This is a genomic window from Desulfuromonas sp. DDH964, assembly GCF_001611275.1.
GTDB lineage: Bacteria > Desulfobacterota > Desulfuromonadia > Desulfuromonadales > DDH964 > DDH964.
In genome coordinates this window covers 1755322-1777700 of record NZ_CP015080.1, presented here as the reverse complement: position 1 = coordinate 1777700, position 22379 = coordinate 1755322, and the positions used below count along the sequence as shown (strand labels likewise).

General features: G+C 62.2%; 19 protein-coding genes and 1 pseudogene. 6 read left to right on the top strand and 14 right to left on the bottom strand.

From position 1 onward, the window contains the following. Nucleotides 1–9: 9 nt before the first annotated feature. The 13 genes from DBW_RS08020 to rnc form a co-directional block, all read right to left on the bottom strand. A complete protein-coding gene (locus DBW_RS08020; protein ID WP_197463758.1) occupies nt 10–2019 on the bottom strand; it encodes a HEAT repeat domain-containing protein in 2010 nt (669 codons plus the stop codon). Between the two features lie 21 nt (nt 2020–2040). Further along, nucleotides 2041–2934 carry a response regulator gene (locus DBW_RS08015; protein ID WP_066726700.1) on the bottom strand — a complete coding sequence of 298 codons (894 nt, stop codon included), beginning with the start codon at nt 2932–2934 and terminating at the stop codon, nt 2041–2043. A 55-nt stretch (nt 2935–2989) separates the two neighbouring features. Next, a complete protein-coding gene (locus DBW_RS08010) occupies nt 2990–3532 on the bottom strand; it encodes a chemotaxis protein CheW (RefSeq protein WP_066726698.1) in 543 nt (180 codons plus the stop codon). Beyond that, nucleotides 3529–3900, bottom strand: coding sequence for a response regulator (locus tag DBW_RS08005; RefSeq protein WP_066726696.1), 372 nt, complete (start codon nt 3898–3900; stop codon nt 3529–3531). The genes DBW_RS08010 and DBW_RS08005 overlap by 4 nt, the downstream gene beginning before the upstream one ends. A gap of 22 nt (nt 3901–3922) precedes the next feature. Then, on the bottom strand, nt 3923–4606 hold the full coding sequence (locus tag DBW_RS08000) for a chemotaxis protein CheW (protein WP_082820244.1): 684 nt from the start codon (nt 4604–4606) through the stop codon (nt 3923–3925). 18 nt (nt 4607–4624) lie between these two features. Then, nucleotides 4625–5431: an ExeA family protein gene (locus DBW_RS07995; protein ID WP_066726694.1), complete on the bottom strand. Its 807-nt coding sequence runs from the start codon at nt 5429–5431 to the stop codon at nt 4625–4627. 35 nt (nt 5432–5466) lie between these two features. After that, on the bottom strand, nt 5467–7554 hold the full coding sequence (locus DBW_RS07990; protein WP_066726693.1) for a chemotaxis protein CheA: 2088 nt from the start codon (nt 7552–7554) through the stop codon (nt 5467–5469). After that, a complete protein-coding gene (locus tag DBW_RS07985) occupies nt 7554–7931 on the bottom strand; it encodes a response regulator (RefSeq protein ID WP_257722366.1) in 378 nt (125 codons plus the stop codon). The genes DBW_RS07990 and DBW_RS07985 overlap by 1 nt, the downstream gene beginning before the upstream one ends. 17 nt (nt 7932–7948) lie before the next feature. Then, complete coding sequence (locus tag DBW_RS07980) at nt 7949–9670, bottom strand: DUF4388 domain-containing protein (protein ID WP_066726691.1); 1722 nt, start codon at nt 9668–9670, stop codon at nt 7949–7951. Between the two features lie 112 nt (nt 9671–9782). Continuing rightward, the gene (der, locus tag DBW_RS07975) at nt 9783–11099 is read right to left on the bottom strand and encodes a ribosome biogenesis GTPase Der (protein WP_066726690.1); all 1317 of its coding nucleotides are present in this window, start codon (nt 11097–11099) and stop codon (nt 9783–9785) included. A 67-nt stretch (nt 11100–11166) separates the two neighbouring features. Further along, nucleotides 11167–12075, bottom strand: a complete 909-nt coding sequence (gene era, locus DBW_RS07970) for a GTPase Era (protein ID WP_066726689.1) — start codon at nt 12073–12075, stop codon at nt 11167–11169. Beyond that, on the bottom strand, nt 12076–13098 hold the full coding sequence (locus DBW_RS07965) for an elongator complex protein 3 (RefSeq protein ID WP_066726683.1): 1023 nt from the start codon (nt 13096–13098) through the stop codon (nt 12076–12078). It abuts the gene before it with no gap. Between the two features lie 3 nt (nt 13099–13101). Next, nucleotides 13102–13800 (bottom strand): ribonuclease III, encoded by a 699-nt coding sequence (gene rnc, locus DBW_RS07960; RefSeq protein WP_082820243.1) that lies wholly within the window; start codon nt 13798–13800, stop codon nt 13102–13104. A gap of 177 nt (nt 13801–13977) precedes the next feature. Between rnc and tmk the strand changes: the two genes are divergently transcribed. The 5 genes from tmk to DBW_RS07935 all read left to right on the top strand — a co-directional run bounded on the left by tmk (nt 13978) and on the right by DBW_RS07935 (nt 19817). After that, a complete protein-coding gene (tmk, locus tag DBW_RS07955) occupies nt 13978–14625 on the top strand; it encodes a dTMP kinase (protein WP_066726679.1) in 648 nt (215 codons plus the stop codon). Further along, nucleotides 14622–15590 (top strand): DNA polymerase III subunit delta', encoded by a 969-nt coding sequence (gene holB / locus DBW_RS07950; RefSeq protein ID WP_066726676.1) that lies wholly within the window; start codon nt 14622–14624, stop codon nt 15588–15590. The genes tmk and holB overlap by 4 nt, the downstream gene beginning before the upstream one ends. A 78-nt stretch (nt 15591–15668) precedes the next feature. Beyond that, nucleotides 15669–16757: a PSP1 domain-containing protein gene (locus tag DBW_RS07945; RefSeq protein ID WP_066726675.1), complete on the top strand. Its 1089-nt coding sequence runs from the start codon at nt 15669–15671 to the stop codon at nt 16755–16757. Between the two features lie 73 nt (nt 16758–16830). After that, nucleotides 16831–18363 carry a methionine--tRNA ligase gene (metG, locus tag DBW_RS07940; protein WP_066726672.1) on the top strand — a complete coding sequence of 511 codons (1533 nt, stop codon included), beginning with the start codon at nt 16831–16833 and terminating at the stop codon, nt 18361–18363. Nucleotides 18364–18431: 68 nt separating this feature from the next. Continuing rightward, complete coding sequence (locus DBW_RS07935; protein WP_066726670.1) at nt 18432–19817, top strand: TatD family hydrolase; 1386 nt, start codon at nt 18432–18434, stop codon at nt 19815–19817. Nucleotides 19818–20420: 603 nt separating this feature from the next. On the opposite strand, the pseudogene DBW_RS07930 reads toward DBW_RS07935, so the two are convergent. Beyond that, a pseudogene (locus DBW_RS07930) lies at nt 20421–21676 on the bottom strand (ISL3 family transposase). A gap of 68 nt (nt 21677–21744) precedes the next feature. On the opposite strand from DBW_RS07930, the gene DBW_RS18490 reads away from it, so the two are divergent. Next, nucleotides 21745–22254 carry a hypothetical protein gene (locus tag DBW_RS18490; protein ID WP_157471841.1) on the top strand — a complete coding sequence of 170 codons (510 nt, stop codon included), beginning with the start codon at nt 21745–21747 and terminating at the stop codon, nt 22252–22254. Nucleotides 22255–22379: the final 125 nt, after the last annotated feature.

The following is a 22379-nucleotide window of genomic DNA, read 5'->3' as shown; positions in this document are numbered from 1 at the left end:
CGGTCCTACCTAGGAAACGGAGCGGTAATCGAGGAGCAGATCCTGGAGTTCCTGGCGAACCAGGTCCTCCCCCTCGATCAGCAACCGGGCCTCAAGGGGAGCAACGGCGCCGGCACCAAGCAGCGCGGCCATGGCGCGAGCCGCATTGAGCCGCACTTCCCAATGACGGTGGTTGAGCAGATCGCTGCCACTGGTTTCGAGCCAGGCGCGGTTGCCGCTGCCGGCAAGCAGCTGGATGGCGGAGTTGACCACCTCTTCATCGGCATGCCTGAGGGCGAGCATGGCCGCGGATTCAAGCCTCCCCGGATCGAGCTGTCCCAGGGTTTCAAGGGCGGCAATGGCGATCAACCCGACCGGGTCGCCCAGCGCCCCTTCAACCAGCCGCCCGGCCTCCGCGCCGCCAATGCGGCCGAGGGAACGGACAGCAGCCGCCCGCACCCAGATATCCTCGTCCTTGAGGGCGAGCTCCAGAGCGCTGACTGCCGTCTGTTCGCCACTGGCGCCAAGGGCCTCGGCGGCGAGTCTTCGGACATCGGCATCTTCGTCGGTCAGGGCCAGCATCAGGGAAGTGACCTGCTCCGCGCCGGGGCGGGCCTCGATGGCCCGTACTGCAGCCCGCCGAACCTCGGCCGCTTCATCCTTGAGCGCAAAATGGAGCATCCCCCCGACCTCGGGTGCGGCGCAGACGCCGAGAATCCGGATGGCGGCGGCACGCAAACCGGGGTCGGCTTCGCTGACGAGAGGACGCAGCATCCCGACAACTTCGGTTGCGGCAGACGCTGCCATTCGTGACAGGGCCTGGGTTGCCTCGCGACGCAGTTCCTCGGAAGGTTCCTGCAAAGCGGCAACCAGGGGAGAAAAAGCCACGGTCTCGCCCAGTTCGCCGAGAGCACGGGCCGACATCAGGCGCAGGTCCAGATCGTCACTCCCCAGCCCCTCGATCAGGAGGCCGCAGCCCGGGCGACATTGTGCGGCACCAATGACATAGGCCAGGCAGGTCCGGGTGCGGTTGTCGGCTTCGGGCCACAACTCGGTAAGGGAGCAGGGCGCATGTCGCCCCATCGCCGTCAACGCCTGGATGGCAGCTTCGCCCAGTGCTCCATCCTCGGAGAGGGTCAGCAGATGACGCGCATGCCGGGTCTCGCCGCAGGCACCGAGGAGGGTCAGGGCGGCGTGCCGCACCGCCTCGCTGGTGCTGGAGAGGAGTTCGACCAGGGCATCGGCACGACTCGGGCCGGCCAACTCGGCGAACTGCCGCCAAAAGTCAGCTCCGCCCTGCCGCCCGATTCCGATCAGGGCAACTGTGGCCGCCTCGCGAACATTGCGCATTTCATCATCGAGCCCTGCGACCAGAACCGGCAGCGCCTCCAGCCCCCCGACCCGCCCCAGGCAATCAAAGAGGGCCTTGCGAACCATGCGGTCAGCCCCGAGGGGCAACAGCCGGTCGACGGGAACTTTCGCCCCGATCTGCCCGAGAGCTTCCAGGATCGTGAACCGCAGCAGCAGATCGGCCTGTTCAAGCGCATCGAGCAGCGCCGGGACCGCCTCGACCGACCGCAGCTTTCCGAGATTCTCCGCCGCTGCCGCGCGAACGTTGTCATCCTCATCCGCCAGGGAACGCACCATCGCTGGGGCAGCGTCCGGGTCGCCGATTTCACCCAGGATATCCAGAGCGAATTTACGAACGTCGTGGTCCTGGCAGGTAAGTTCTTCAAGAAGGACCGGGAGGGATGGTCGGCCAATGCGGGTGAGAATTTCTACCGCGGCGTTGCGCAGGCCGGCGTTATCCTGCGAATGCAGGTGTTCACAGATTTCACCGCAGAGGGAAGTGGCGGCCGGCAGGGCGAGAAAGAGATCGACAGCCTCCTTGCGCACGCGCCAGCTTTCATCGCCGAGCGCCCGGTAGAGAGCCGGCAGCGACTCCCCGATCCCGAGCCGTCCCAGTTCCTTGAGCCCCTGCAGGCGCAGTTCTTCCTCCTGCGCTGCCAATCGATCTTCCAGTTCCCGTCGTTTGTCCACGATCTTCCCCTGCATTAACGATTAGAGGCCGAGTTCGCTGCGCCGGCGCCGGATAAAAGCCTCAAAAGCATCTTCAAGGACCTTCATCGAGGCCTCCCCCCCGGCGGGGTGACGTTCCAGAAAGAGTCGTTTCCCCTCGGCAATTTCGCTGGCAAAGAGCTCGTAAAATCGGCCGCTGCGCAGTCCTTCGTCGACCCGCTCCTGGTTGTAAAGTGCAATATCGGAGACGATAATGCGCGCCAGTCGCCGTGCCTTCTGGCGTGCCTCGTCCTCGCCACTGGCCTGGGTTTCCTGCTCTTCGGCCTGCTGGATCTTGTCATTCATCGCCTCGAGGAACCCTTGTTCAGCGGCATAGTCGTCCCCGACCGTCACCCTGACGCCAGCGTTGGTGGAGCCGGAACGGGCATTGGCCACCAGGCGATTGATTTTAGGTACCAGGTCATCGGGAATATGGTGTTTTTCGATATAGTCATCGGCCCCGTAAAGGGAGGTCGGTGTGCGTTTGTACGCCGTCTTGTTGAAAACCGAGGAGAGCAAAATTATGCGCAGATCCTTGAGTCCAGGTTCACTGCGCAACTGCTCGATCAGTTCGAATGCAAGCAGCCCGGGGAGGGCCACATCAATAACCGCTACCTGAGCCCCGCTCTGCTGCAAGGTCTGTAATGCCTGGTGCCCATCATGGCAGACCTCACCATTGAGCCCTTCGCGCGAGAGGATCTCCACCACCGCCTGGCAAAGCCCCTCGTCACTGTGCGCAATCAGTACCCGCAACGGTTCTCCCGTTTTCCGCGGATTAGGGACCGCCACCTGAAAAATTTTCCGGCAGCGGGCACAGCGCAAGGTGACGCGCTTGCCGGCCAGACGTTTGGGATCGAGGCGCAGCCGCGCAGCACACTCGGGACAACTGACGATCATAGGTTAACGACCTCATGGATAGGATTCCGGCCGGCCTGCGGTCGGGGGTCGGTAGTCAGGGCGCTGCGGTTCCGGCACCCTTTCGGTCGGGGAGAAACTCGACCTGCTGCAGATCGATCTTCTCATCGGAGCTCAAGATCTTTTCCAGGTCGACGATCATGACCAGGTCATCCCCGCGGCGGCAGACGCCGAGAAAGAATTCAGCACCCCGCCCCCGCAAAAACTGGGGCGCCGGCTGGATTTCCTGGCGGGAGTAATTACGCACTTCGGCGACTTCGTCGACGACCAGCCCGAGGATTTTTCCGGCCAGCACGCAGATAATGGTACGCACTTTTTTGCCATCACCGTCGACCTTGCTACCGAACCGTTTGCGCAGATCGACGACCGGAATCACCACTCCACGCAGGTTGATCACCCCCTCGACGAATTCCGGGGCCTTGGGTACCAGGGTCAGCTTCTGCGGCCGAATGACCTCCCGTATCCGCAGGATATCGAGGGCATAATACTCCGCACCGATACGAAAGCAGGCCAGCTGGATCTCCTGGCGACTCGCCTGGTCCGCACCGGAGGTTGCTGCGAGCTCGTTGCGCGGTTTCATCGGTTGAGAAACCGCTGAATCGTTTCGATAACCATTGCAGACTTGAATGGCTTGGTGATGTACCAGTCAGCGCCGACCTTTTCACCGCGAGCCATATCCTCCCGGCTCTTTTTGGCGGTTAGCATGACGACCGGGATCTTTGCCGTTGCCGGATTTTCCTTGATCCGCTGGCAAACCTCAAAACCGTCAATCTCCGGCAGCATGATATCGAGGAGGACCAGATCGGGAGCCTCTGCGGCAATGGCTTCCAGCGCCGCCCTGCCATTGGCAACCCCCCTCACCTCGTATCCCTTCGAGGTCAGCAGGATGCTTTCCAGTTTTAGCAGGCTTTCCTCGTCCTCGACGATGAGAATCTTTTTCTTGCCCACAGGCTTTCTCCTTTCCTTGGCATCAGACCAGCTCGGCGTTAAGTACGCTCGGCAGGTGAAGTAAAATATACATCCGCTCCTGGTAGCGCCCGACCCCGGTAAGCAGGTCCCGGTCGAGACCGGCAAGTACGGACGGAGGCGGTTCGAGAGAACGCTCGGGGAGCCGGATCACCTGATTGATGCGATCGACCAGGAGACCGGCACTGCGACCCTCCCCGTGACAGACGATGATCCGTGAAACCGGGCTGAGCTCGGCCGGAGCCAAGCGCAGCCTGCGGCCGAGATCAAAAATCGGCACGATGATCCCGCGCAGCGAGACAACCCCGAGGACAAAATCGGGAGCCCGCGGAATTTCAGTCACTTCCCGGGGCTTGATAATCTCGCTGATCTGCTGGATATCGAGGGCATAGTCCTCGGCGCCAAGAGAAAAGGTCAGCCATTGGCGAAGATCCTCCACCGACTCGGTGGACTGCTTTTCCAGCCCTTCAAGGTAACTCTCCTCCGTCGCCAGGTCGAATTCTGCAGGAAATTCGAAGAGTTCGGCAAGACGATCGCGACCGGAACGCGGGGCCGGTGGCGGAAGCTCGCCGGCCCCAACCGGAACCGGCAGCTGCACATCAGTATCTGCCGGCGCTGGCGAGCGTGGCGGTTTAACCGGTCCGGGCTTGCTGCCCCGGGCTTTTTTACGGATGTCGGCCAAATCCATAAACGCCTCTCTCCCCGTTCAGGGGGACAGATCGAGTTCGATCATTACCGCGGCCATCACTTCCCGGTCGATCCGGCGGGCCTCCCGCCCGAAACCCTCAAGCAGGGCAAGGGTTGCGGCGTGGTTGATCTTGCGCGGGATCCCTCCCGAGTAATGAAAAATCTGCTCCACCGCGCCGGCGGCGAAGATTCCTGGCGGCCCCCCGGCCACCCGGATCCGGTGTTCGAGATAGTCTGCCGTCTCCTCGAGGGTCAGGGGCCCGAGGTTGAACTGCATTCCGACCCGTTGCCGCAGCGGTTCATAGGCACGATGGGCAAGGCGTTTGCGCAGCTCCGGCTGTCCCATCATGACCACGCTCAGCAGATTGCAATCATCGAGCTGAAAGTTGGTCAGCAGCCGCAGCTCGTCGAAGGTCTCCTTGTAGGGAACCAGCTGGGCCTCATCAAGGACCAGGACCGGGCAAAGCCCTTCCTGGTAAAGCCGCACCAGCTCCGTTCCGATCGATTCCAGCAGATCGATCCGGGTGCGCGGCGGTTCCGGCAGGCCGAGGCGCAGCGCCAGGGTACGCAGGAACTCAACCGGGGTCAGGCGCGGATTGACAATCAGCAGGACCCGGTAGCTGTCGTCAAGCTCATCCATCAGGGCCCGCGACAGGGTTGTTTTGCCGCAGCCGATTTCCCCGGTCAAGAGGACCAGCTCCCGCTCTTCCACCGCGTAGGCAAGCCGCGCCAGCCCCTCCCGGTGATTACGGCTCAGAAAGAGGTAGCGCGGATCGGGAGTCTTGCTGAACGGTCGTTCCTGCAAACCGTAGAATGCCTGGTACATAGATTACCACCCGCCCCGGGGATCCCCCGCCGGCATCAGTTGCTGAGGGCGGAGAACTCGCCGCGCAACGCCTCCCCCATCAGCCCGCCGACATCGAGCACCAGGATCGTCTTCTGGTTGCCAAGATCAGCAGCCCCCGCAATGCCGCGCACGAAGGAGAGCGTATTCCCGAGACTCTTGATGACGACATCCTGCTGGCCCAGCAATTGGTCGGCGACAATCCCCATCCGTTTCTCCGCCAGACCGACCACTACGACAAAAAAACGTCCGACCGGGCGGGTAGCCGCCGACAGCCGGAAGGCATCGTCGAGCCGCAGCAGCGGAAGGGTCGTCTGCCGCAGTTCGATCATCTCCCGTTTTTCGATGGTACGGATCGCCGATGGTTCGAGCATCAGGGTTTCCAGAACCGAGTTGATCGGGATGGCATAAGTGCGTCCGCAGGTCTCGACAATCAATGCCTTGATGATCGCCAGGGTGATCGGCAGGGTGATGGCAAAACGGGTCCCCTCACCCGGCTCACTGTCGAGTTCGAGCATTCCCGAAAGGGCCGCGATGTTGTTGCGCACCACGTCAAGACCGACGCCCCGTCCGGAGAGCTCGCTGACCTCGTCGCGGGTGGAAAATCCGGGAGCCAGGATCAGGTCAAAGACATCTTCCCGACTCAACTCGGTGTTGTCGGCGACCAGTCCCTTCTGGACCGCTTTACGGCGGACTTTCTCCGGATCGATGCCGCGCCCGTCGTCGATCACTTCGAGAACAACGTGGTTCCCCTTCTGCGAAGCCCAGAGGCTGATCGTTGCCTTCTCCGGCTTGCCGCAGGCCAGGCGTTCTTCCGGGGACTCGATGCCGTGATCGATGGCATTACGGATGATATGCATCAGCGGGTCGGAGAGATCTTCGACGATCAGCTTGTCGAGTTCGGTGTCCGCACCGCGGATGTCGAGGGAGACCTTTTTCCCCTGTTCGCCAGCGACCCTCCGCACTATCCGTGTCATCTTTTCGAACAACTGGGCGATCGGGACCATGCGCACTTCCATGACCCCTTTTTGCAGCTCATCGAGACGCCGCTCCAGCATCCGCGTCGCCTTCTGCAGGTTGCCAAGCACCTCGTTGTCGCCGAGCCCGCGTAGGCGCTGGGTCAGATCGGCAATCGCGCCCTTGGAGAGGACCAGCTCGCCGACAATATTCATCAACTGGTCAAGCTTGTCGATATCAACCCGCACGGTGCGGCTGATGGAGCGCAGGGAGGCGGAGCCCTCACCGCCGTCACGGGCCGTCTCGGTCCCCGAGTCCTCGACGCTGCGAGGGGGTGCTGGCGGCATTTCGGATCCGGCCTGATCACCCCGGGGCACCGTCTCACTTTCAGCCGGGGCCGCTTGACCGGTACCCGCGCACAAAAGTTCCACGGCGAGATCGTCCCGGCCCAGCGCGGCAGTGATCGCCGCAGGTTGGTTCTCCGACCCCAGCAGGATCTGGAAAGCGATGCGGTCGGAGATATCCCCGACACAGGGAAGTGTGCTGATCACTTCCCCCTGCTTCTTGAGCATATCGGTGACTTCAGCCAGTTCCTGATCGAAGGTTGCCAGGCTGAAAGTGGCCTTCACCCGCACCAGGTTGCGTCCCTTGCGCAGGTTCTCCTGCAACCGGTGTTCCTCGTATTCGGTCAGAACATTGAGGATTTCCTGCGGGATACCGGGACCAGCCAGCACCGCCGCTGCCGGTTTCCGACCGAGAGTTGCCTCAATCTGGGCCAGCATGGGGGCAATGTCGAGGCTAAATTCCTCCGACTCCCCCTTACCGTTGACCAGCTGGGTCAGCAGATCGATTGCGCCGAACAGGACCTCGATCAGTTGGGCATCAAGAGCAACCTTTCCCAGGCGCAAGCTGTCGAGAAGATTCTCCATGTGATGGCCGAGATCGGAGATATCGGTGAAGCCGAACATCCCGGCCAGCCCTTTGAGGGAGTGGGCACCGCGGAAAACACTGTTAAGCAGATCAGGGTCACTCTCCCCGGACTCCAGGCTATCCCCGAGGGACACCAGGTCGACGTTGAGCTTCTCAAGAATCTCCTCGGCCTCAGCGAGGAATTCACGGATTGCCTGGGAAGAGGGCTTATCGCTCATTAGCTGGCCTCCCCCAGATACCGCAGGATCAGCTCATGCAGTTGCCGGGGTTCGAAAGGTTTGACCAGGTAGGCGTCAGCACCGAGGGCGAGCCCCTTCTCCCGGTCCCGTTCGCTCCCTTCGGTACTGATGATTATGAGCGGAGTCGTGGAATAGTTGGGATTGTTTTTAATAAAACTCACCAGCTCCAAACCATTGATATCAGGCATATTGATATCGGTAATAACCAGGTCGACCTTTTCCCTGGGGAGAATCCGCAGCGCTTCGAAACCGTTGGCGGCTTCGACGATGGTAAAATCCCCAAGGGCAACAATCGTCGAAACGATCAGCGACCGCATGGTTGGAGAATCTTCGGCAATCAGGATTTTTTTGGCCACCTTCGACCCCTTCCTCTTCATTGCCCATCCCGGCTGCGCAAGCGCCGCTCGAGAAGTGCCTTTTCCATGGCCAGGCCGGCCTGGGAAAGGAAAATTTCCAATGCTTCCGTGTCCCCGATCGGATCCCGGGAAGGATAGTTGTCGCCATAGAGAACAGCAACGACTTTTCCTTCACTGAAGATCGGACCGATGAAAACCTCGGCCGGGTTTCCGCCCCCCAATTGCTGGCGGAGCTGGTTATCCCAGTGCCCGCTGCCAAGACGGGTGCGAAGCGGGACCATCTCTGCCACCACCTTACTGAAAACCGATTCTTCACTGAGCGGGATGGCGATCTCCCGGACCCGGGCATCGGCGTTCCCGTTCCGGCTTTCGATGCCAAACTGGCCGAGCCCGACCACCAACTCGTCCTTGACGAAGAAGACCACGGCACGGTTCATGATCTCGCTGGCGAAGCGCAGCACCAGCAGAATGATGCCACCGCCAAGCGCCGGGCTCTGCAGCTCCTGAAGCATTCCCCGCAGCAGGTGCAACCCCGGGCTCTTCTGACCCTGGTCGGCCTTGACGGCAGACGCTTCGACCCCCAACTCCTGGAAGAGTTCGGCACCGAGGTCAACCGTCACACCCGCCCCCTGCGAGGGGGCGGGAAGGCCGGCATGAGCGGCCAGGGATTTGCCGATCTGCGCCAGCTGCCCCTGCCCCTGCGGGCTCCCGAGGTCACCGCGTTTGGGCTTGACCAGCACCTCCTCAACACCGAGCCGGCGCGCACGCTCTGTCGCCTCCGAGTTGGGATGGTCGGACATCATCACCACGGTAAGGGCCGGGAAGCGCCGCCGGACCTGATCGAGCAATTCGAGCCCACCGAGTATACCACTGCCGTCGAGACGCGGCATGATCATGTCAATCAGGAGCAGGGGCTTTTCCCCGGCAGCAGCAGCGCGGGCAATTGCCGTCAAAAAGTCCCGACCGGAATCGAATGCGGTGGCGCTGAAACCCCGATCGCGCAGAAAGACGGAGAGGGACTCGCCGGTCTGGCCATCATCGTCGACCAGGTAGAGCAACGGCCCGCCGCTGGCGGGGGCCAGCTGGACCGGCAGCGCCGCTCCGGGCTCCGCCTCGCCGTTGACCGCCGCTGCCCGTGTCGGGGGTGATGCCGGCGAGGGTTCCCCCAGCAACGCCTCGAGATCGATCCCCGGTTCGCGCTTCTCCTCTTCGAAAGACTCACCGCGATGCCGCATCTCGTCGAGGATCCGGCTCCCCTCCATGGCGAGCCATTGGGGGTTGAGCCCTTGGTCGAGCATGAACTGCAGGGGGCTGAAACTGGTGGTGGCCAGCTCACCGGGTTCCCCGAGTTCAAAGGCAAAGGAGCCCTGGTCCCAGGCAAAGAAACTGTAAACAATCTTCTCGATCTGTTCCTTGACCGCGGCTTCGATTTCCGCCTGGGGAACGGAAAATTTGTCGGAGAGGATCGCTCCAAGGCGTGGCGGCCGCTCGCTGTTGCGCTGGATGAAGACCGCCTTTTTAAGAACCTCGACGGTAATCAGTCCCTTGCGCAGCAACAGATCACCGAGGTTTTCCCCGAACTGACTGGAGGTCGCCCGAATCACCTGGCCGTTGAGAAAAACAACCTTCCCCTCGCGTCCCCGGCTGTTCAAAACCAGGACTCCCGATTTCCGGCTCAGGCTGACAATCTGCAGAATATCGCCGAGGCCGAGGTCTTCGAGATTTCCGACTAGACTCATGGCATAGGTTCCACTCCGGAGGGGAATCCGGAAAGCCCACGTAACAGGCTAAAATTTAAATGAAAAAAATATATCTCAGGAACCACTCCAAGTAAAGGCCTTTCCTGGAGTTTTATCTCCGTTCCCGATCCCGGAACTGCAGGCGGATCGGTGAACCGGAAAAGCCGAAAGCCTCCCGCAGGTGGTTGACGAGGAACCGCTCGTAAGAAAAATGGACCCCTTCGGCACGGCTGACAAAATAAACGAAGGTTGGCGGCCGCACCGCAGTCTGGGTGGCATAGAAGAACTTCAGCCGCTGTCCCTGATAGATCGGCGGCGGGTGCTTCTTGACCGCATCCCCGACCACCTGGTTGAGCTGACCGGTCGGCACCCGGCGGTTGAATTCGGCGCTGACCGCCTCCACCTCGGCCATCAGCTTGTTGACGCGCTGCCCGGTCAGAGCGGAAACGAACAGGACCGGCGCAAAGGCGAGAAACTTGAATCGACGCCGCAGTTCCTCGGTGAATCGGGTATGGGACTTGTTGTCCTTGTCGGCAACGGCGTCCCATTTGTTGACCACGATGATAACCGCCCGCCCCTTCTCGAAAGCATAGCCGGCAACGGTGAGGTCCTGGTCCGTCACCCCTTCCACGGCATCGATGACGACCAGGACCACGTGGGCCCGGTCCATCGCCTTCAATGCCTGGATGACCGAGTACTTTTCCAGGGTCTGGCTGACCTTCCCCTTGCGGCGGATGCCCGCGGTATCGATCAGCACGTAGCGGTTACGGTTATAGACGAAGGGGGTATCGACACTGTCGCGGGTGGTTCCGGCGGTCGGGTTGGCAACCACCCGCTCCTTGCCGAGGAGGCGATTGACCAGGGAGGACTTGCCGACGTTCGGTCGACCGATAATGGCGAGCCGTGTCTCGTCCTGCTCGGAGGGGGCCGGCGGGGCCGGCGGCAGCAGGTCGAGGATGGCATCGACGAGATCACCGATTCCCCGGCCATGCTCGGCGGAGACGGAGAGGAGCTGGTCGATGCCAAGGGCGTAAAATTCGGCCACCGCCTCTTCCTGGCGGTCGCCGTCGATCTTGTTGATGACGTAGAGGATTGGTTTTTCGACCCGGCGCAGCATCTGTGCGACCTCGCGATCGGAAGGGGTCAGCCCCTCCCGGCCATCGGCGAGGAAGAGGATCAGGTCCGCCTCCTCGACGGCAAGCTGGGACTGCTCGCGCATCTGCACCAGCAGGCGGTCCTCGCTGACCGGCTCGAAGCCGCCGGTATCGATCAGCGTAAAGGGCTTGTCGAAGCGGGTCACCTCGGCATAGTTCCGGTCCCGCGTCACTCCCGGAAAATCCTCGACGATCGCCTTGCGCTGACCGAGAATGCGGTTGAAGAGGGTCGACTTGCCGACGTTGGGTCGGCCGACGATGGCAACAATAGGCATATCCGTCACTTCTGGTTAAGGGGACTCCCGATCGGGTGCTCCCGGGTTGGACTGGTCCTGATGCCGGCTAGGAATGAAATCCGAAGCGGCGCAGTCCCCGTTCCGAATCGGTCCAGTCTTTCTGCACCTTGACGAAGAGTTCGAGGAAGACGCGGGTGCCGAGAAAGCGCTCGATCTCCTTGCGCGCTGCCTGGCCAAGGGTACGGATCATCGCTCCCCCCTTGCCGAGCAGGATCCCCTTGTGGGAGTCTTTCTCGACAAAGATCACGGCCTGGATCACGACCAGGTTGCGGTCCGGCTGTTCGGTGAAACTCTCGACCTCGACCGCCACGCCGTAAGGCACCTCATCCCGTAGCCGGTGGAGAATCTGTTCGCGAATCATCTCGGCGACAATGAACCGCTCGGGGAGATCGGTCACCATATCCTCCGGATAGTAAGACGGTCCTTCCGGCAACTCGCCGAGGATGACCGATTCGAGGCGCTCCACCCCTTCCCCATTCAGCGCCGAGACCGGCACGATGGCGCGGAAGGAAAAACGCTGCCGGTAGGCGTCGATCAGTGGCAGGAGCGATTCCGGACGAACCTTGTCGACCTTGTTAATGACCAGTACTACCGGCGCACGGCCGCGACCGAGGTGCTCGAGAATGAAATCATCCCCACCCCCAACCGGGTCGTCGGCTTCGACCAGCAGCAGCACCAGGTCAACGTCGTTGCAGGCGGCAAATGCCTGATCGACCATATGGCGATTGAGGCGGCTCTTGCCGCGGTGGATTCCCGGGGTATCCAGAAAGAGAATCTGCCCCTGCGGCAGGGTATGGATGCCGAGGATCCGGTTCCGGGTGGTCTGCGGCTTGGCGGTGGTGATGGCAATCTTCTGGCCGAGGACCTGGTTGAGGAGGGTCGATTTGCCGACATTGGGCCGGCCGACAATAGCCACAAATCCGGAATGAAAGGGCGTTTTCTCTGCAGTGGTCACTCAATCCTCGTTGTGCTGCGCTGCAAGATGCAGCAGGGAAAAGACCTCCCGACCCTGCCGCAGGGTGGCCGCGGCAAGGCCAGGGTCGGTACGCAAAACCAGGGGGGTCTGGCGACCGGCGAAATAGTCGAAATTGGCGCGGCGATGACCGATGGCATCACTGAACTCGCGCGCCGGAACATGAATCGGCTCCCGGCAGTCCTGCTCGATCAATGTCGCCAGGGCACGCCGCCAGAGCCGGGCCCGCACCAGTTGCCCGAAGGCCGGATGGTAAGGCCCGGCGCAAATCCCCGCGCCGCGGTCGAGCTGGGCATCCCCCTGCAGCCCGAGCCGGATGACCGGCACTCCCGCCAGCCGGCAGGGATGGAGCAGGTCGGCACAGAGATCGACGGCGGCATCAAGCTCCAGCGGCCGGTAGGCACCGGCCCGCCACTCCCGCTCCAGCCGGCTGCCGGCGAGAACCAAGGTCGGGTAGATGCGCAGAAAGTCGGGCTCAAGGGCGAGGGCGGCGGCCAGGGAAAAGCGCGCTTCCGCCAGGTCGGCTCCGGGCAGCCCCGGCATCAGTTGCAGCCCGACCCGCAGCCCGGCGCGGCGCAGCGCCGCGACCGCCCGGCCACTGGCCGCAGCATCGTGGCCACGGGCGCTGGCGCGGAGAACGCGGGGGGCAAAGGATTGACAGCCAAGCTCTACCGTCTGCACTCCGGCGGCCAGCAGTCGTTGACAGAGCGCATCGTCAATGGCGTCGGGACGGGTGGAGAGCCGAATTCCCGAAACCCGACCTGCGGCGAGGGCGGGAGCAACGGCCGCCAGATAGGCCGCCTGCAGCGGCCATTCCAGAGCGGTAAAACTGCCGCCATAGAAGGCGACCTCGCCACTTCCCGAAACGGGGAGTTGCGCCTCAAGCTGGGCGGCCACCGTGGCCGGGTCCGGAGTGGGCGCATTGGCCGCGACCTGCCAGCGGCTGCAAAAGATGCAGTGCTGGCGGCAGCCGGCCTGGCCGAGAAAAACCGGATAAATCTCCATCGGTCAGGGACCGAGGCGGTCGAGAGCTTCCCGGGCCGCTTCCTGCTCGGCAGCTTTCTTGCTCCGCCCGCTGCCGCTGCCGAGGAGATCACTGCCGCAGTGAACCTCCACCCGGTAATGGCGCTGGTGGTCGGGGCCGCTGGTTTCGACCAGGGCATAGCGGGGTGGCCGACCAAAGCGGCTTTGCAACAGTTCCTGAAGCCGGGTTTTAAAATCAGCGCCGGTCTTGCTGTGCGCCGCGGCTGCCAGCGCCGGGCCAAAGAGCTCCTCGACCACCGCGCAGGCGGCCGGATAACCACCGTCACAAAAAACCGCGCCGAGCAGAGCTTCACAGGCATCGGCGAGCAGGCTTTCCTTCTCCCGCCCGCCGCTCCGCGCCTCGCCACGGCCGAGGCGGAGCCAGGCACCGAGATCGAGCCCGCGGGCGATCCGGGCCAGGCTGGCCTCGCTGACAACTTCGGCCCGCACCCGGGTCAACTCCCCTTCGCTAAAACCGGGAAAGGCGGCAAAGGCCAGGGAGCTGATCGCCAGATCGAGAACAGCGTCGCCGAGAAACTCCAGCCGTTCACTGTGCGGGGCGAGGCCATCGGCCTGTTCATTACTGTAGGATTTGTGGGTCAGGGCCTCGCACAGCAGGCCGGGGTCGGCAAACCGGTAGCCAATCCTCCGCTGCAGCGGATGGTCCTGGATGGTGTCGTCCAACGTTCCTCCTCGGAAAATCGCAGCGAATGCGCCAAAGAATTACCAGATATCCACAGCCGAGTACACAAAAATCGTGCGTGAAGTCCCTGACTTGGCCGCTCAAACCGGGGATTTCCCTTGATTCCCGGACAGGTCGTTCCTATAATGCCCTGATTTAAGCGCAGAGAATCGGGGCAGATGGGATTTTTCATTACGTTCGAGGGAATTGAGGGGTGTGGCAAGACCACCCAGCTGCGCCGCCTGGCTGCGGAGCTGCAGGCAGTTGGGCACGCCGTCCTGCTGACCCGGGAGCCGGGCGGTTGCGCCATTGCTGACACCCTGCGCCAGGTCCTCCTGGATAGTGCCAATTATGCCATGGCCCCCGCTACCGAGCTGCTCCTCTATGCCGCCGCCCGCGCCCAGCATGTCGCCGAGGTGATCGGTCCGGCCCTGAATGCGGGGAAGATCGTCCTCTGTGACCGTTTCTTCGATGCCACCCTCGCCTACCAGGGTTACGGCCGAGGGCTCGATCTCGAACTGATCAGGGAACTCAACCAGATTGCCGCCGGGTCGGTCACCCCGGATGTCACCCTCCTCCTCGACTTTTTACCGGAAGCAGGGTTGAACCGAGCCCGGCGCCGGAATGCAGGGAGCTCCGGACCCGACGAGGGGCGCTTCGAGGCTGAATCCCTCGCCTTTCACCAGAGGGTACGCCAGGGTTACCTCGACCTTGCCGCCAAAGAGGCGCGGTTCCGGGTCATCGATGCCAACGGCGACGAAGAGACGGTCGCCGCCCGGGTCCGGGCCGCCCTGGCCCCGCTCCTTGACCTGCGGAGCCGGACATGACCTTCGCGCAGATTCATGGTCACGACCACCAGAAGAATATCCTGCGCCGCGCCCTGGCGGGCAACCGTCTCGCCCACGCCTATCTCTTTGAAGGCCCTGCCGGGATCGGCAAGCGGCTGATGGCCCTCGCCCTGGTGCGGGCAATCTTCTGCCGGGAAGGGACCGGCTGCGGCAGCTGCAGTTCCTGCCGCAAGGTCGACCACAACAACCACCCCGACCTGCTGACGATCGCGGCCGAGGGAAACAGCATCAAGATCGAACAGATCAGAGCACTGCAGAAGGAACTCGCCTACCGCCCCCTGGAGGCGCCCCGCAAGGTCTGCCTCATCGACGGCGCTGAAAAACTGGGCGCCAGCGCGGGCAATGCCTTGCTGAAAACGTTGGAGGAACCGTCCTCGCAGGCGCTGCTGATCCTGCTGACGCCGCTGCCGGAGAACCTGCTGATCACGATCCGCTCCCGCTGCCAGCGCCTCCCCTTCACGCGTCTGCCGCGGACGGAGATTGAACGGGTGCTGCGCGAGCAGCTGAGCCTCGATGAGGCGCAGGGACATATCCTCGCTGCCCTCTCCGAAGGGAGCTTCGAACGCGCTCTTGGTCGCGACCGGGACCTCTACCTGGAACGCCGCCGCGACCTGCTCAAAGCCCTGACGGCCCTCTCCGCCGGGAGCGTGGCACCGACCTTCGACCTCGCGCGAAGTCTGAGCGAGGAGAAGGAGCGTCTCCCCGATATCCTGGAGATCTTCCAGGCCTTCTATCGCGACCTGCTCTTGCTGCAGCATGGCAGCGGCGAGGAAGAGCTGGTCAACATCGATTTGCGGGAGAAACTTCATCGTGTCGCAGCCCGGGAAGACAGCGCGTCGCTGCTGCGCAAACTCGACGCCCTGGCCGGCTGCCGGCGGCAGCTGGCACGTAACGTCAACCGGCAGCTTGCCCTCGAGGTATTGCTGCTGCGCCTGGCCGCCTGATACCCTTTGCTACCCCACTTTTTCTTGCTGGGCGCCGCCGGCCACAATCCGGCGCGCCGCCCGGGGATGGATAGAGAGATGCCCAGAGTTGTAAAAATCAAATTTCGCGATGCCGGCAAGCAATACGACTTCAACGCCCAGCAATGGGAGTTGCGCGCCGGCGAGCAGGTGGTGGTCGAAACCGACCGCGGCCGTGCCCTCGGCATCGTCGTCCTCCCCCCAGAGGAGAAGGCTGAGGGAGAGGTTTCCGGCGACCTGAAATCGATCCTGCGCCCGGCCAGTGATGAAGACCGGGCGATGGCCAGCGCCAATGCAACGCGGGAACGCGATGCCCTGCGCTTTTGCCAGCAACGGATCGCGGAGCGGCGGCTGGAGATGAAACTGGTCCGCGCCGAATACCTCTTCGACGGCTCCAAGATCATCTTCTACTTCACCGCCGACGGCCGCATCGACTTCCGGGAACTGGTCAAGGACCTGGCCCACTACTTTCACACCCGCATCGAAATGCGCCAGATCGGGGTTCGCGACGAAGCCAAGCTGACCGGCGGCATCGGTATCTGCGGCCGGGAGCTCTGCTGTTGCACCTTTTTAACCGACTTCGCGCCAGTCTCGGTGAAGATGGCCAAGGAGCAGGGTCTCGCCCTCAATCCGACCAAGATCAGCGGTCAGTGCGGACGGCTCCTTTGCTGCCTCGCCTACGAATTCGAAACCTACTGTGCGCTACGCAAGGGGCTGCCCAAGAGTGGCCGCAAGGTCACCGTCGACGGCCACGATGGGGAAGTCACCGAGGTGAACGTCCTGCGCCAGAAGGTCACGGTGCGCATGGGCGATGGCAGCCGGGTGCAACTCACCGCCGAGGAGATTGCCAGCGGCGAACGTCTCCGCCCCCTGGCGCCGGGGCAGCAGCCCACCCCGCTTCCGGACCGTACTGAACCCGGTCGCGACCGCAATCGCCGCGAACGCCCGCCGCGCCGGCCCGGCGGCGACCGCCCCCGCCCTCCCCGCAGTGGCGAGCAGCCGGAAACCGCACCGTCACCCAAAAACCTGCCACCGAGCCCGCCGCCACCGGCAACCGCCGGGGAGCCGGCGCCGCCGGCTGAGGGGACGACGGCCAAGAAACCGCGGCGCCGGAATCGCAACCGGCGGCGGCCGAAGAAGAGTGAATGACGGCGGCCGGAAGTTGCCACAAGCTCCAAATCCCAGTCTGAAATGAAGCAGCTGTCAATACCAGGAGAGGCCCATGGAAAAACGCTTTTACATCACCACTCCGATCTACTACGTCAACGACGTACCGCACATCGGTCATGCCTACACCACTCTGGCCTGCGATGTCCTCGCCCGCTACAAGCGCGCTCGCGGGTATGAGGTCTTTTTCCTCACCGGCACCGATGAGCATGGCCAGAAGGTGGAAAAGGCGGCGCTGACCAAGGGGGAAACACCGCTGGAACTCGCCGATAGGGTGATGAAACGTTTTCAGGCCCTCTGGGAAAAACTGAATATCAGCCACACCGATTTCATCCGCACCACCCAGGAACGCCACAAAAAGGGGGTGCGGGCCCTCTTCGAAAAGATCGAGGCCCGGGGTGATATCTACCTCGGCGCTTACGAGGACTGGTATTGCACCCCCTGCGAGACCTTCTGGACCGAGTTGCAGCTGATGGACGGCAACTGCCCCGATTGCGGCCGGCCGACGGAGAAGCTCAAGGAGGAGTCGTACTTCTTCCGCATGAGCAAGTACCAGCAGGCCCTGCTCGACCATATCGAGGCGAACCCCGACTTCATCCAGCCGCGCAGCCGCCGCAACGAAATCCTCAACTTCGTTCGCGAGGGTCTGCGCGACCTCTCGATCTCCCGCACCACCTTCTCCTGGGGGATCCCGGTACCGGGGAACGACAAGCATGTCATCTACGTCTGGTTCGACGCCTTGAGCAACTACATCACGGCGCTCGGCTATCCAGACGATCCGCAAGGGAACTACGCCAAGTTCTGGCCGGTCGACGCCCACGTCATCGGCAAGGACATCCTCCGTTTTCACACCGTTTACTGGCCGACCTTCCTCCTCGCCGCCGGCCTGCCACTGCCGAAGAAGGTCTTCGCCCATGGCTGGTGGACGGTGGAGGGGCAGAAGATGAGCAAGAGCCTCGCCAACGTGGTCGAGCCGAACATGCTGGTCGACAAGTACGGCGTCGATGCGATCCGCTACTTTCTGCTGCGCGAGGTCCCCTTCGGCCTCGATGGCGACTTCTCCCACAGCGCCCTGGTCCATCGCATCAACTCCGACCTCGCCAACGACCTCGGCAACCTGGTTAGCCGCTCCACGGCGATGCTGAGCAAGTACTTCGACGGCATTCTCCCGCCCGCCGCAACCGCCAACGAGGTCGATGCCGCCTTTATTGCGCGGTTTCCGCGGACGATGGCCAGCGTCGACGGGTTCATGGACGAATTGGCCTTCAACAAGGCATTGCAGGCGATCTGGGAGCTGGTCAGCGCTGCCAACAAGTATATCGACGACACCGCCCCCTGGTCCCTGGCGAAAAAGAGCGAGGATCGGGAACGACTCGGTACGGTGATGTACAACCTGCTCGAGGCGGTCCGCATCGTCGGGCTCCTGATCGCGCCCTTCATGCCCGAAACCGCCGCCGGCATCGCACGCATTCTCGGCGGGGACCCGCTGGATCTCAGCATCGCCGGCCACGATCGCTGGGGCGGCCTGGCCGCCGGGACAACCATCGAAAAGGCGGCTCCCCTCTTCCCGCGCATTGAAACGGAGTAATCCTTTATACTGACCGCAGAACCGCGACGGGGCGCTGCGGCGCCCCGTTCCTTTTTTGGAGCCCCGTCATGAGCAACATCCACCCCCTGGTCGACAGCCATGCCCACCTCGATGGCCCCCGCTTTGCGGGCGAAGTGGCGGAAGTCGTGGCCCGCGCCGTGACGGCCGGGGTCACCCAAATGATCACCGTCGGCTGCGATCTCCCCTCCTCGCGGGCGAGCATCGCCCTGGCCGAGGAGCATGCTGCCGTCTATGCCGCGGTCGGCATTCACCCCCATGATGCCCTGACCGCCGATACCGCCGCGATCGAGGAATTGCGGCGCTTGGCCGCCCACCCCAAGGTCGTGGCGATCGGTGAAACCGGCCTCGACTTCTACCGCGACCGCGCCCCCCGCGAAGCCCAGCGTGCAGCCTTCCGCGCCCAGATCCGCCTCGCCCGGGAGATCGGCAAACCTCTCATCGTGCATGACCGCGATGCCCACGACGAGATCCTGGCGATTCTGCGCGAGGAACGAGCCAGCGAAGCCGGCGGGGTACTGCACTGCTTCTCCGGCGATCTCGCCATGGCCAGAGCCTGCCTTGAACTCGGCTTTTACATCTCCATCGCCGGACCGGTCACCTATCCGGCCAATGAAGGGCTGCGGGAGGTGGTGCGAGCCGTCTCCGTCGACCGCCTGCTGGTCGAAACCGACTGCCCCTACCTCGCTCCCCAATCGCGGCGCGGCAAGCGCAACGAACCGGCCCTGGTGGCCGAGACGACCGCCAAGGTCGCCGAGGTCAAGGGGTTGACTCTCGACGATGTGGCGCGGGTGACGACGCTCAATGCCTACACCCTGTTCGGCGTCGGCGAAGTCGACCAGACCACCCGCATCGCCTACACCATCCGCAACTCGCTCTACCTCAACATCACCAACCGCTGCACCAATGCCTGTACCTTCTGCGCCAAGTTCAAGGATTTCACCGTCAAGGGGCACCAGCTCCGCCTCACCCATGAGCCGACCGTCACCGAGGTAAAAGAGGCGATCGGCGACCCGACCCGCTTCGACGAGGTCGTCTTCTGCGGCTACGGCGAGCCGCTGATCCGGCTTGACCTGGTGAAGGAGATCGCCGCCTGGCTGCACGAAAAAGGGGTGAAGGTGCGTATCAACAGCGACGGCCAGGCCAACCTGGTGCACGGCCGCGACATCCTCCCCGAACTGCAGGGGCTCGTTGACAGCATCTCGATTTCCCTCAACGCCCCCGACGCCGCAACCTACCAGCACTGGTGCCGCAGCCGCTTCGGCGAGGCAGGTTACCAGGCGCTCTGCGACTTTCTGCGCGCAGCCCCGCGCTACATTCCCGAGGTGACCGCCACCGCCGTCACCCTGCCCGGGATCGATATCGCCGCCTGTCGGGCGCTGGCCGCCCAGCTCGGGGTCCCCTTCCGCGAGCGGGAGTACAACGAGGTCGGTTAGCTGTTCTCCCCTGCTGAAGAAATAAACGCCCCTTCCGGGTTCCCGGAAGGGGCGTTTTTGATGTAACGAAGCGCGTTTGCAAAAGTAGAGAACGAGCCGCGCCAGGTAGCGCTCCCTTTCCGGGCGACAGCCGCCTTCAGACTGCCGCAGGCTCCTACCGCACCCTCCTCCAGGATCCTCCCTTCAGTTCAGCCCTAATTTAACCGCCTCGAAACAACCAGATCCCAGTCTTCATGACCTGCTGCCCGCCCCACTTTTGGGGTGGGCGGAAGTGGGGCATGCCCCGCTTTCGGCATCGGCAATGTCTCGCCAAAGCGCCCTTAAATGGGATATTTCCCCTCGCAGACGAAAATTTTTTCACCAATGTTTCTTTCATGTTTTCGGCTAGTTACTCCAATGGGAAAACCAATTCCGGAGTCCGGTCCAGGCCTGACTCCTCATCGTCCCCGAAGTTGGCATCAGTATTGAGTTAGTAAATAGGCAAGCGCTAACGACTCAGTTACTACTGGAGGCCTGGTAAAAAGAATTTTTACCGCTAAAAAGGGAGGCGGACATGACGACCATCAGACTGAACAGCTTTGCTATACTGCTCCTTATGGCTCGTCAGCAGAATCTGTGGGTGCCTTCCGGTTCGGGTAGGCAGCCAAGTGTATGATACAAGGCGATTTTTAGGACCTCGTAACTGCGAAAACCGTACGCTTTTCTACAGGTCACTTTCGCTTTGTTGTTAAGACCCTCGACAGCTCCCAGGGCGATCTGCTCCCGGGCGCGAAACCAGTTGAGCAGCAATTCCCGATGAGACCGCAGCATCTTCGCCACCTGCTTCATCGGTTGAATGCGGGAACGCATGGTGCGCCGGCACCACTCGTCGAGGAATCGGGCGGCCCAAGCGGCCCGCTGGTACTGCCAGAACCGTTGGAAGTCCTCCTTGAGCAGGTAGGCCCGGATCGTCTTGAGGTTGCAGGCCAGCAGTTCCTTCAGCTTGACGCCCTGCTTGTCGGTCAAGTTCTCCGGGCGTTTGAGGATGCACCAGCGGCTGCGAGTGAGTACCGGCTGCTCTCCCTTGGCCCTCAGCTCCCGGGTCTCCTGGGCGCGAACTTTATCGAGAGCCTTGTTCATCTGGCTCATGATGTGAAAACGGTCCAGGATGTGAAGCGCTTTTCCGGCCGCCGCCGCCACGATTTGCAAATACGGCTTCCACATGTCGCTGCAGACGAACCGGAGCCGGGCGGTACGCTCAGCGCCGAATTCCTTGAAGAACTGCCGCAGGGTCCTCTGGGTCCGCTCTTTGCCGATCCACAGCAAGCGACGGCAGCCGGCGTCGATCTGGTAGACCACGGTCAGGTAGCTGTTGTGCCCCTTCTTGTAGGCGATCTCGTCGATGCCGATGGCGGTGACGTTCTCCAAGTCGCGGTGGGCCAAGCCCCAGGCGACGGCCATCTTGACCGAGCGAAAGACGTTGTCCCAGGAGGTTTGGAAGACGTCGCCGACCTCCTTCCAGGACAACCGTCGCGCCCAACGGGCCAGGAACCAGGCATAGGTGGTGGTGAGGTGATTCTTCCCTTCGGCCCAAGGACCTTTTCCACCTTGACGCCACAGCGCGGGCAGTCAACCCGGCGCATGGAATAGACGAAGAAGACGGCGATGCCCCACAGCGGGACGAACTCAAAGCGCCGAACCGGCAACGTGTCGTAGCCTGGGGCGCTGCGCCCGCAGCCCGAGCAGATCGGACGGCTACCGTCTCGGGGACGGATATCGATATCAAGGACCGTGGCTTTTCCCTGTTCCCGCCAGCGAGAGGAGCCGTAGACAAAACCACTATGCTTCTGGACCCGATTCAGGATAGACTTGACCAGCATCCCGGTTTCCTCCGCCTGGTTATGGGGTAGTCTTGGTCGACGTCCATAATGCCAGACTTGGAATCGGGATGCGCTTTTTTCAGCAACCGGTAGGCTGCTCAGCCCCCATCCCGGGGTTGCTGTTTACCCACAAATTCTGCGGAAGAACCCTCCTTATTCCCCTTGTATCGCTTTTTTTTAAGGCTATGCCAGATTCAATCAATGAAGGACCTTTCAACCATCGGACGGATGGTGGATTCTTCAGTGACGGGGATGTGGTTCCCAATACGCTCTACTTCAACAACAACACGGATTACTATACAATCTGGGATGATAAACTTGAAAAGTATATCACTTATAACAAAAGTGATAACTATAAACTGGATAAGGTCGTATTTAACGCTCCAGAAACTGGTAAGGTAAGCGACAGACTTCATCTCATCAAGGGGTGGGAATACGTAGTCAAGACCAGCGATGGCCTCCGCAATAGCCCCCGCATCGTAATCGCCAACAACAAGATCATGCCAACGAGTCACCTGGATGCGGAAGGTATGAAAATTCAAGAGCAATACGGTTGTGCCGGGTGCCACGAAATGTAGTCCTCCCTCTCCAGAGGTAAAAACCGTTCAGCGCGCTAGCGCACCCGGTACGGTAACGGCCTGCTCCAAGTGGAGCAGGCCGTTACTATTACCGTCAAAAAGAAGAGAAATCCTGTGACTCCGGA

Coding starts and splice junctions, on each gene's coding strand:
- DBW_RS07990 (WP_066726693.1), bottom strand. CDS start 7,554: ATGAGCGATAAGCCCTCTTCCCAGGCAATCCGTGAATTCCTCGCTGAG.
- DBW_RS07965 (WP_066726683.1), bottom strand. CDS start 13,098: ATGGAGATTTATCCGGTTTTTCTCGGCCAGGCCGGCTGCCGCCAGCAC.
- holB (WP_066726676.1), top strand. CDS start 14,622: ATGACCTTCGCGCAGATTCATGGTCACGACCACCAGAAGAATATCCTG.
- DBW_RS08015 (WP_066726700.1), bottom strand. CDS start 2,934: ATGATCGTCAGTTGTCCCGAGTGTGCTGCGCGGCTGCGCCTCGATCCC.
- DBW_RS08010 (WP_066726698.1), bottom strand. CDS start 3,532: ATGAAACCGCGCAACGAGCTCGCAGCAACCTCCGGTGCGGACCAGGCG.
- metG (WP_066726672.1), top strand. CDS start 16,831: ATGGAAAAACGCTTTTACATCACCACTCCGATCTACTACGTCAACGAC.
- DBW_RS07945 (WP_066726675.1), top strand. CDS start 15,669: ATGCCCAGAGTTGTAAAAATCAAATTTCGCGATGCCGGCAAGCAATAC.
- DBW_RS18490 (WP_157471841.1), top strand. CDS start 21,745: ATGCGCTTTTTTCAGCAACCGGTAGGCTGCTCAGCCCCCATCCCGGGG.
- tmk (WP_066726679.1), top strand. CDS start 13,978: ATGGGATTTTTCATTACGTTCGAGGGAATTGAGGGGTGTGGCAAGACC.
- DBW_RS08000 (WP_082820244.1), bottom strand. CDS start 4,606: ATGGATTTGGCCGACATCCGTAAAAAAGCCCGGGGCAGCAAGCCCGGA.
- DBW_RS07980 (WP_066726691.1), bottom strand. CDS start 9,670: ATGAGTCTAGTCGGAAATCTCGAAGACCTCGGCCTCGGCGATATTCTG.
- DBW_RS07935 (WP_066726670.1), top strand. CDS start 18,432: ATGAGCAACATCCACCCCCTGGTCGACAGCCATGCCCACCTCGATGGC.
- DBW_RS07995 (WP_066726694.1), bottom strand. CDS start 5,431: ATGTACCAGGCATTCTACGGTTTGCAGGAACGACCGTTCAGCAAGACT.
- der (WP_066726690.1), bottom strand. CDS start 11,099: ATGCCTATTGTTGCCATCGTCGGCCGACCCAACGTCGGCAAGTCGACC.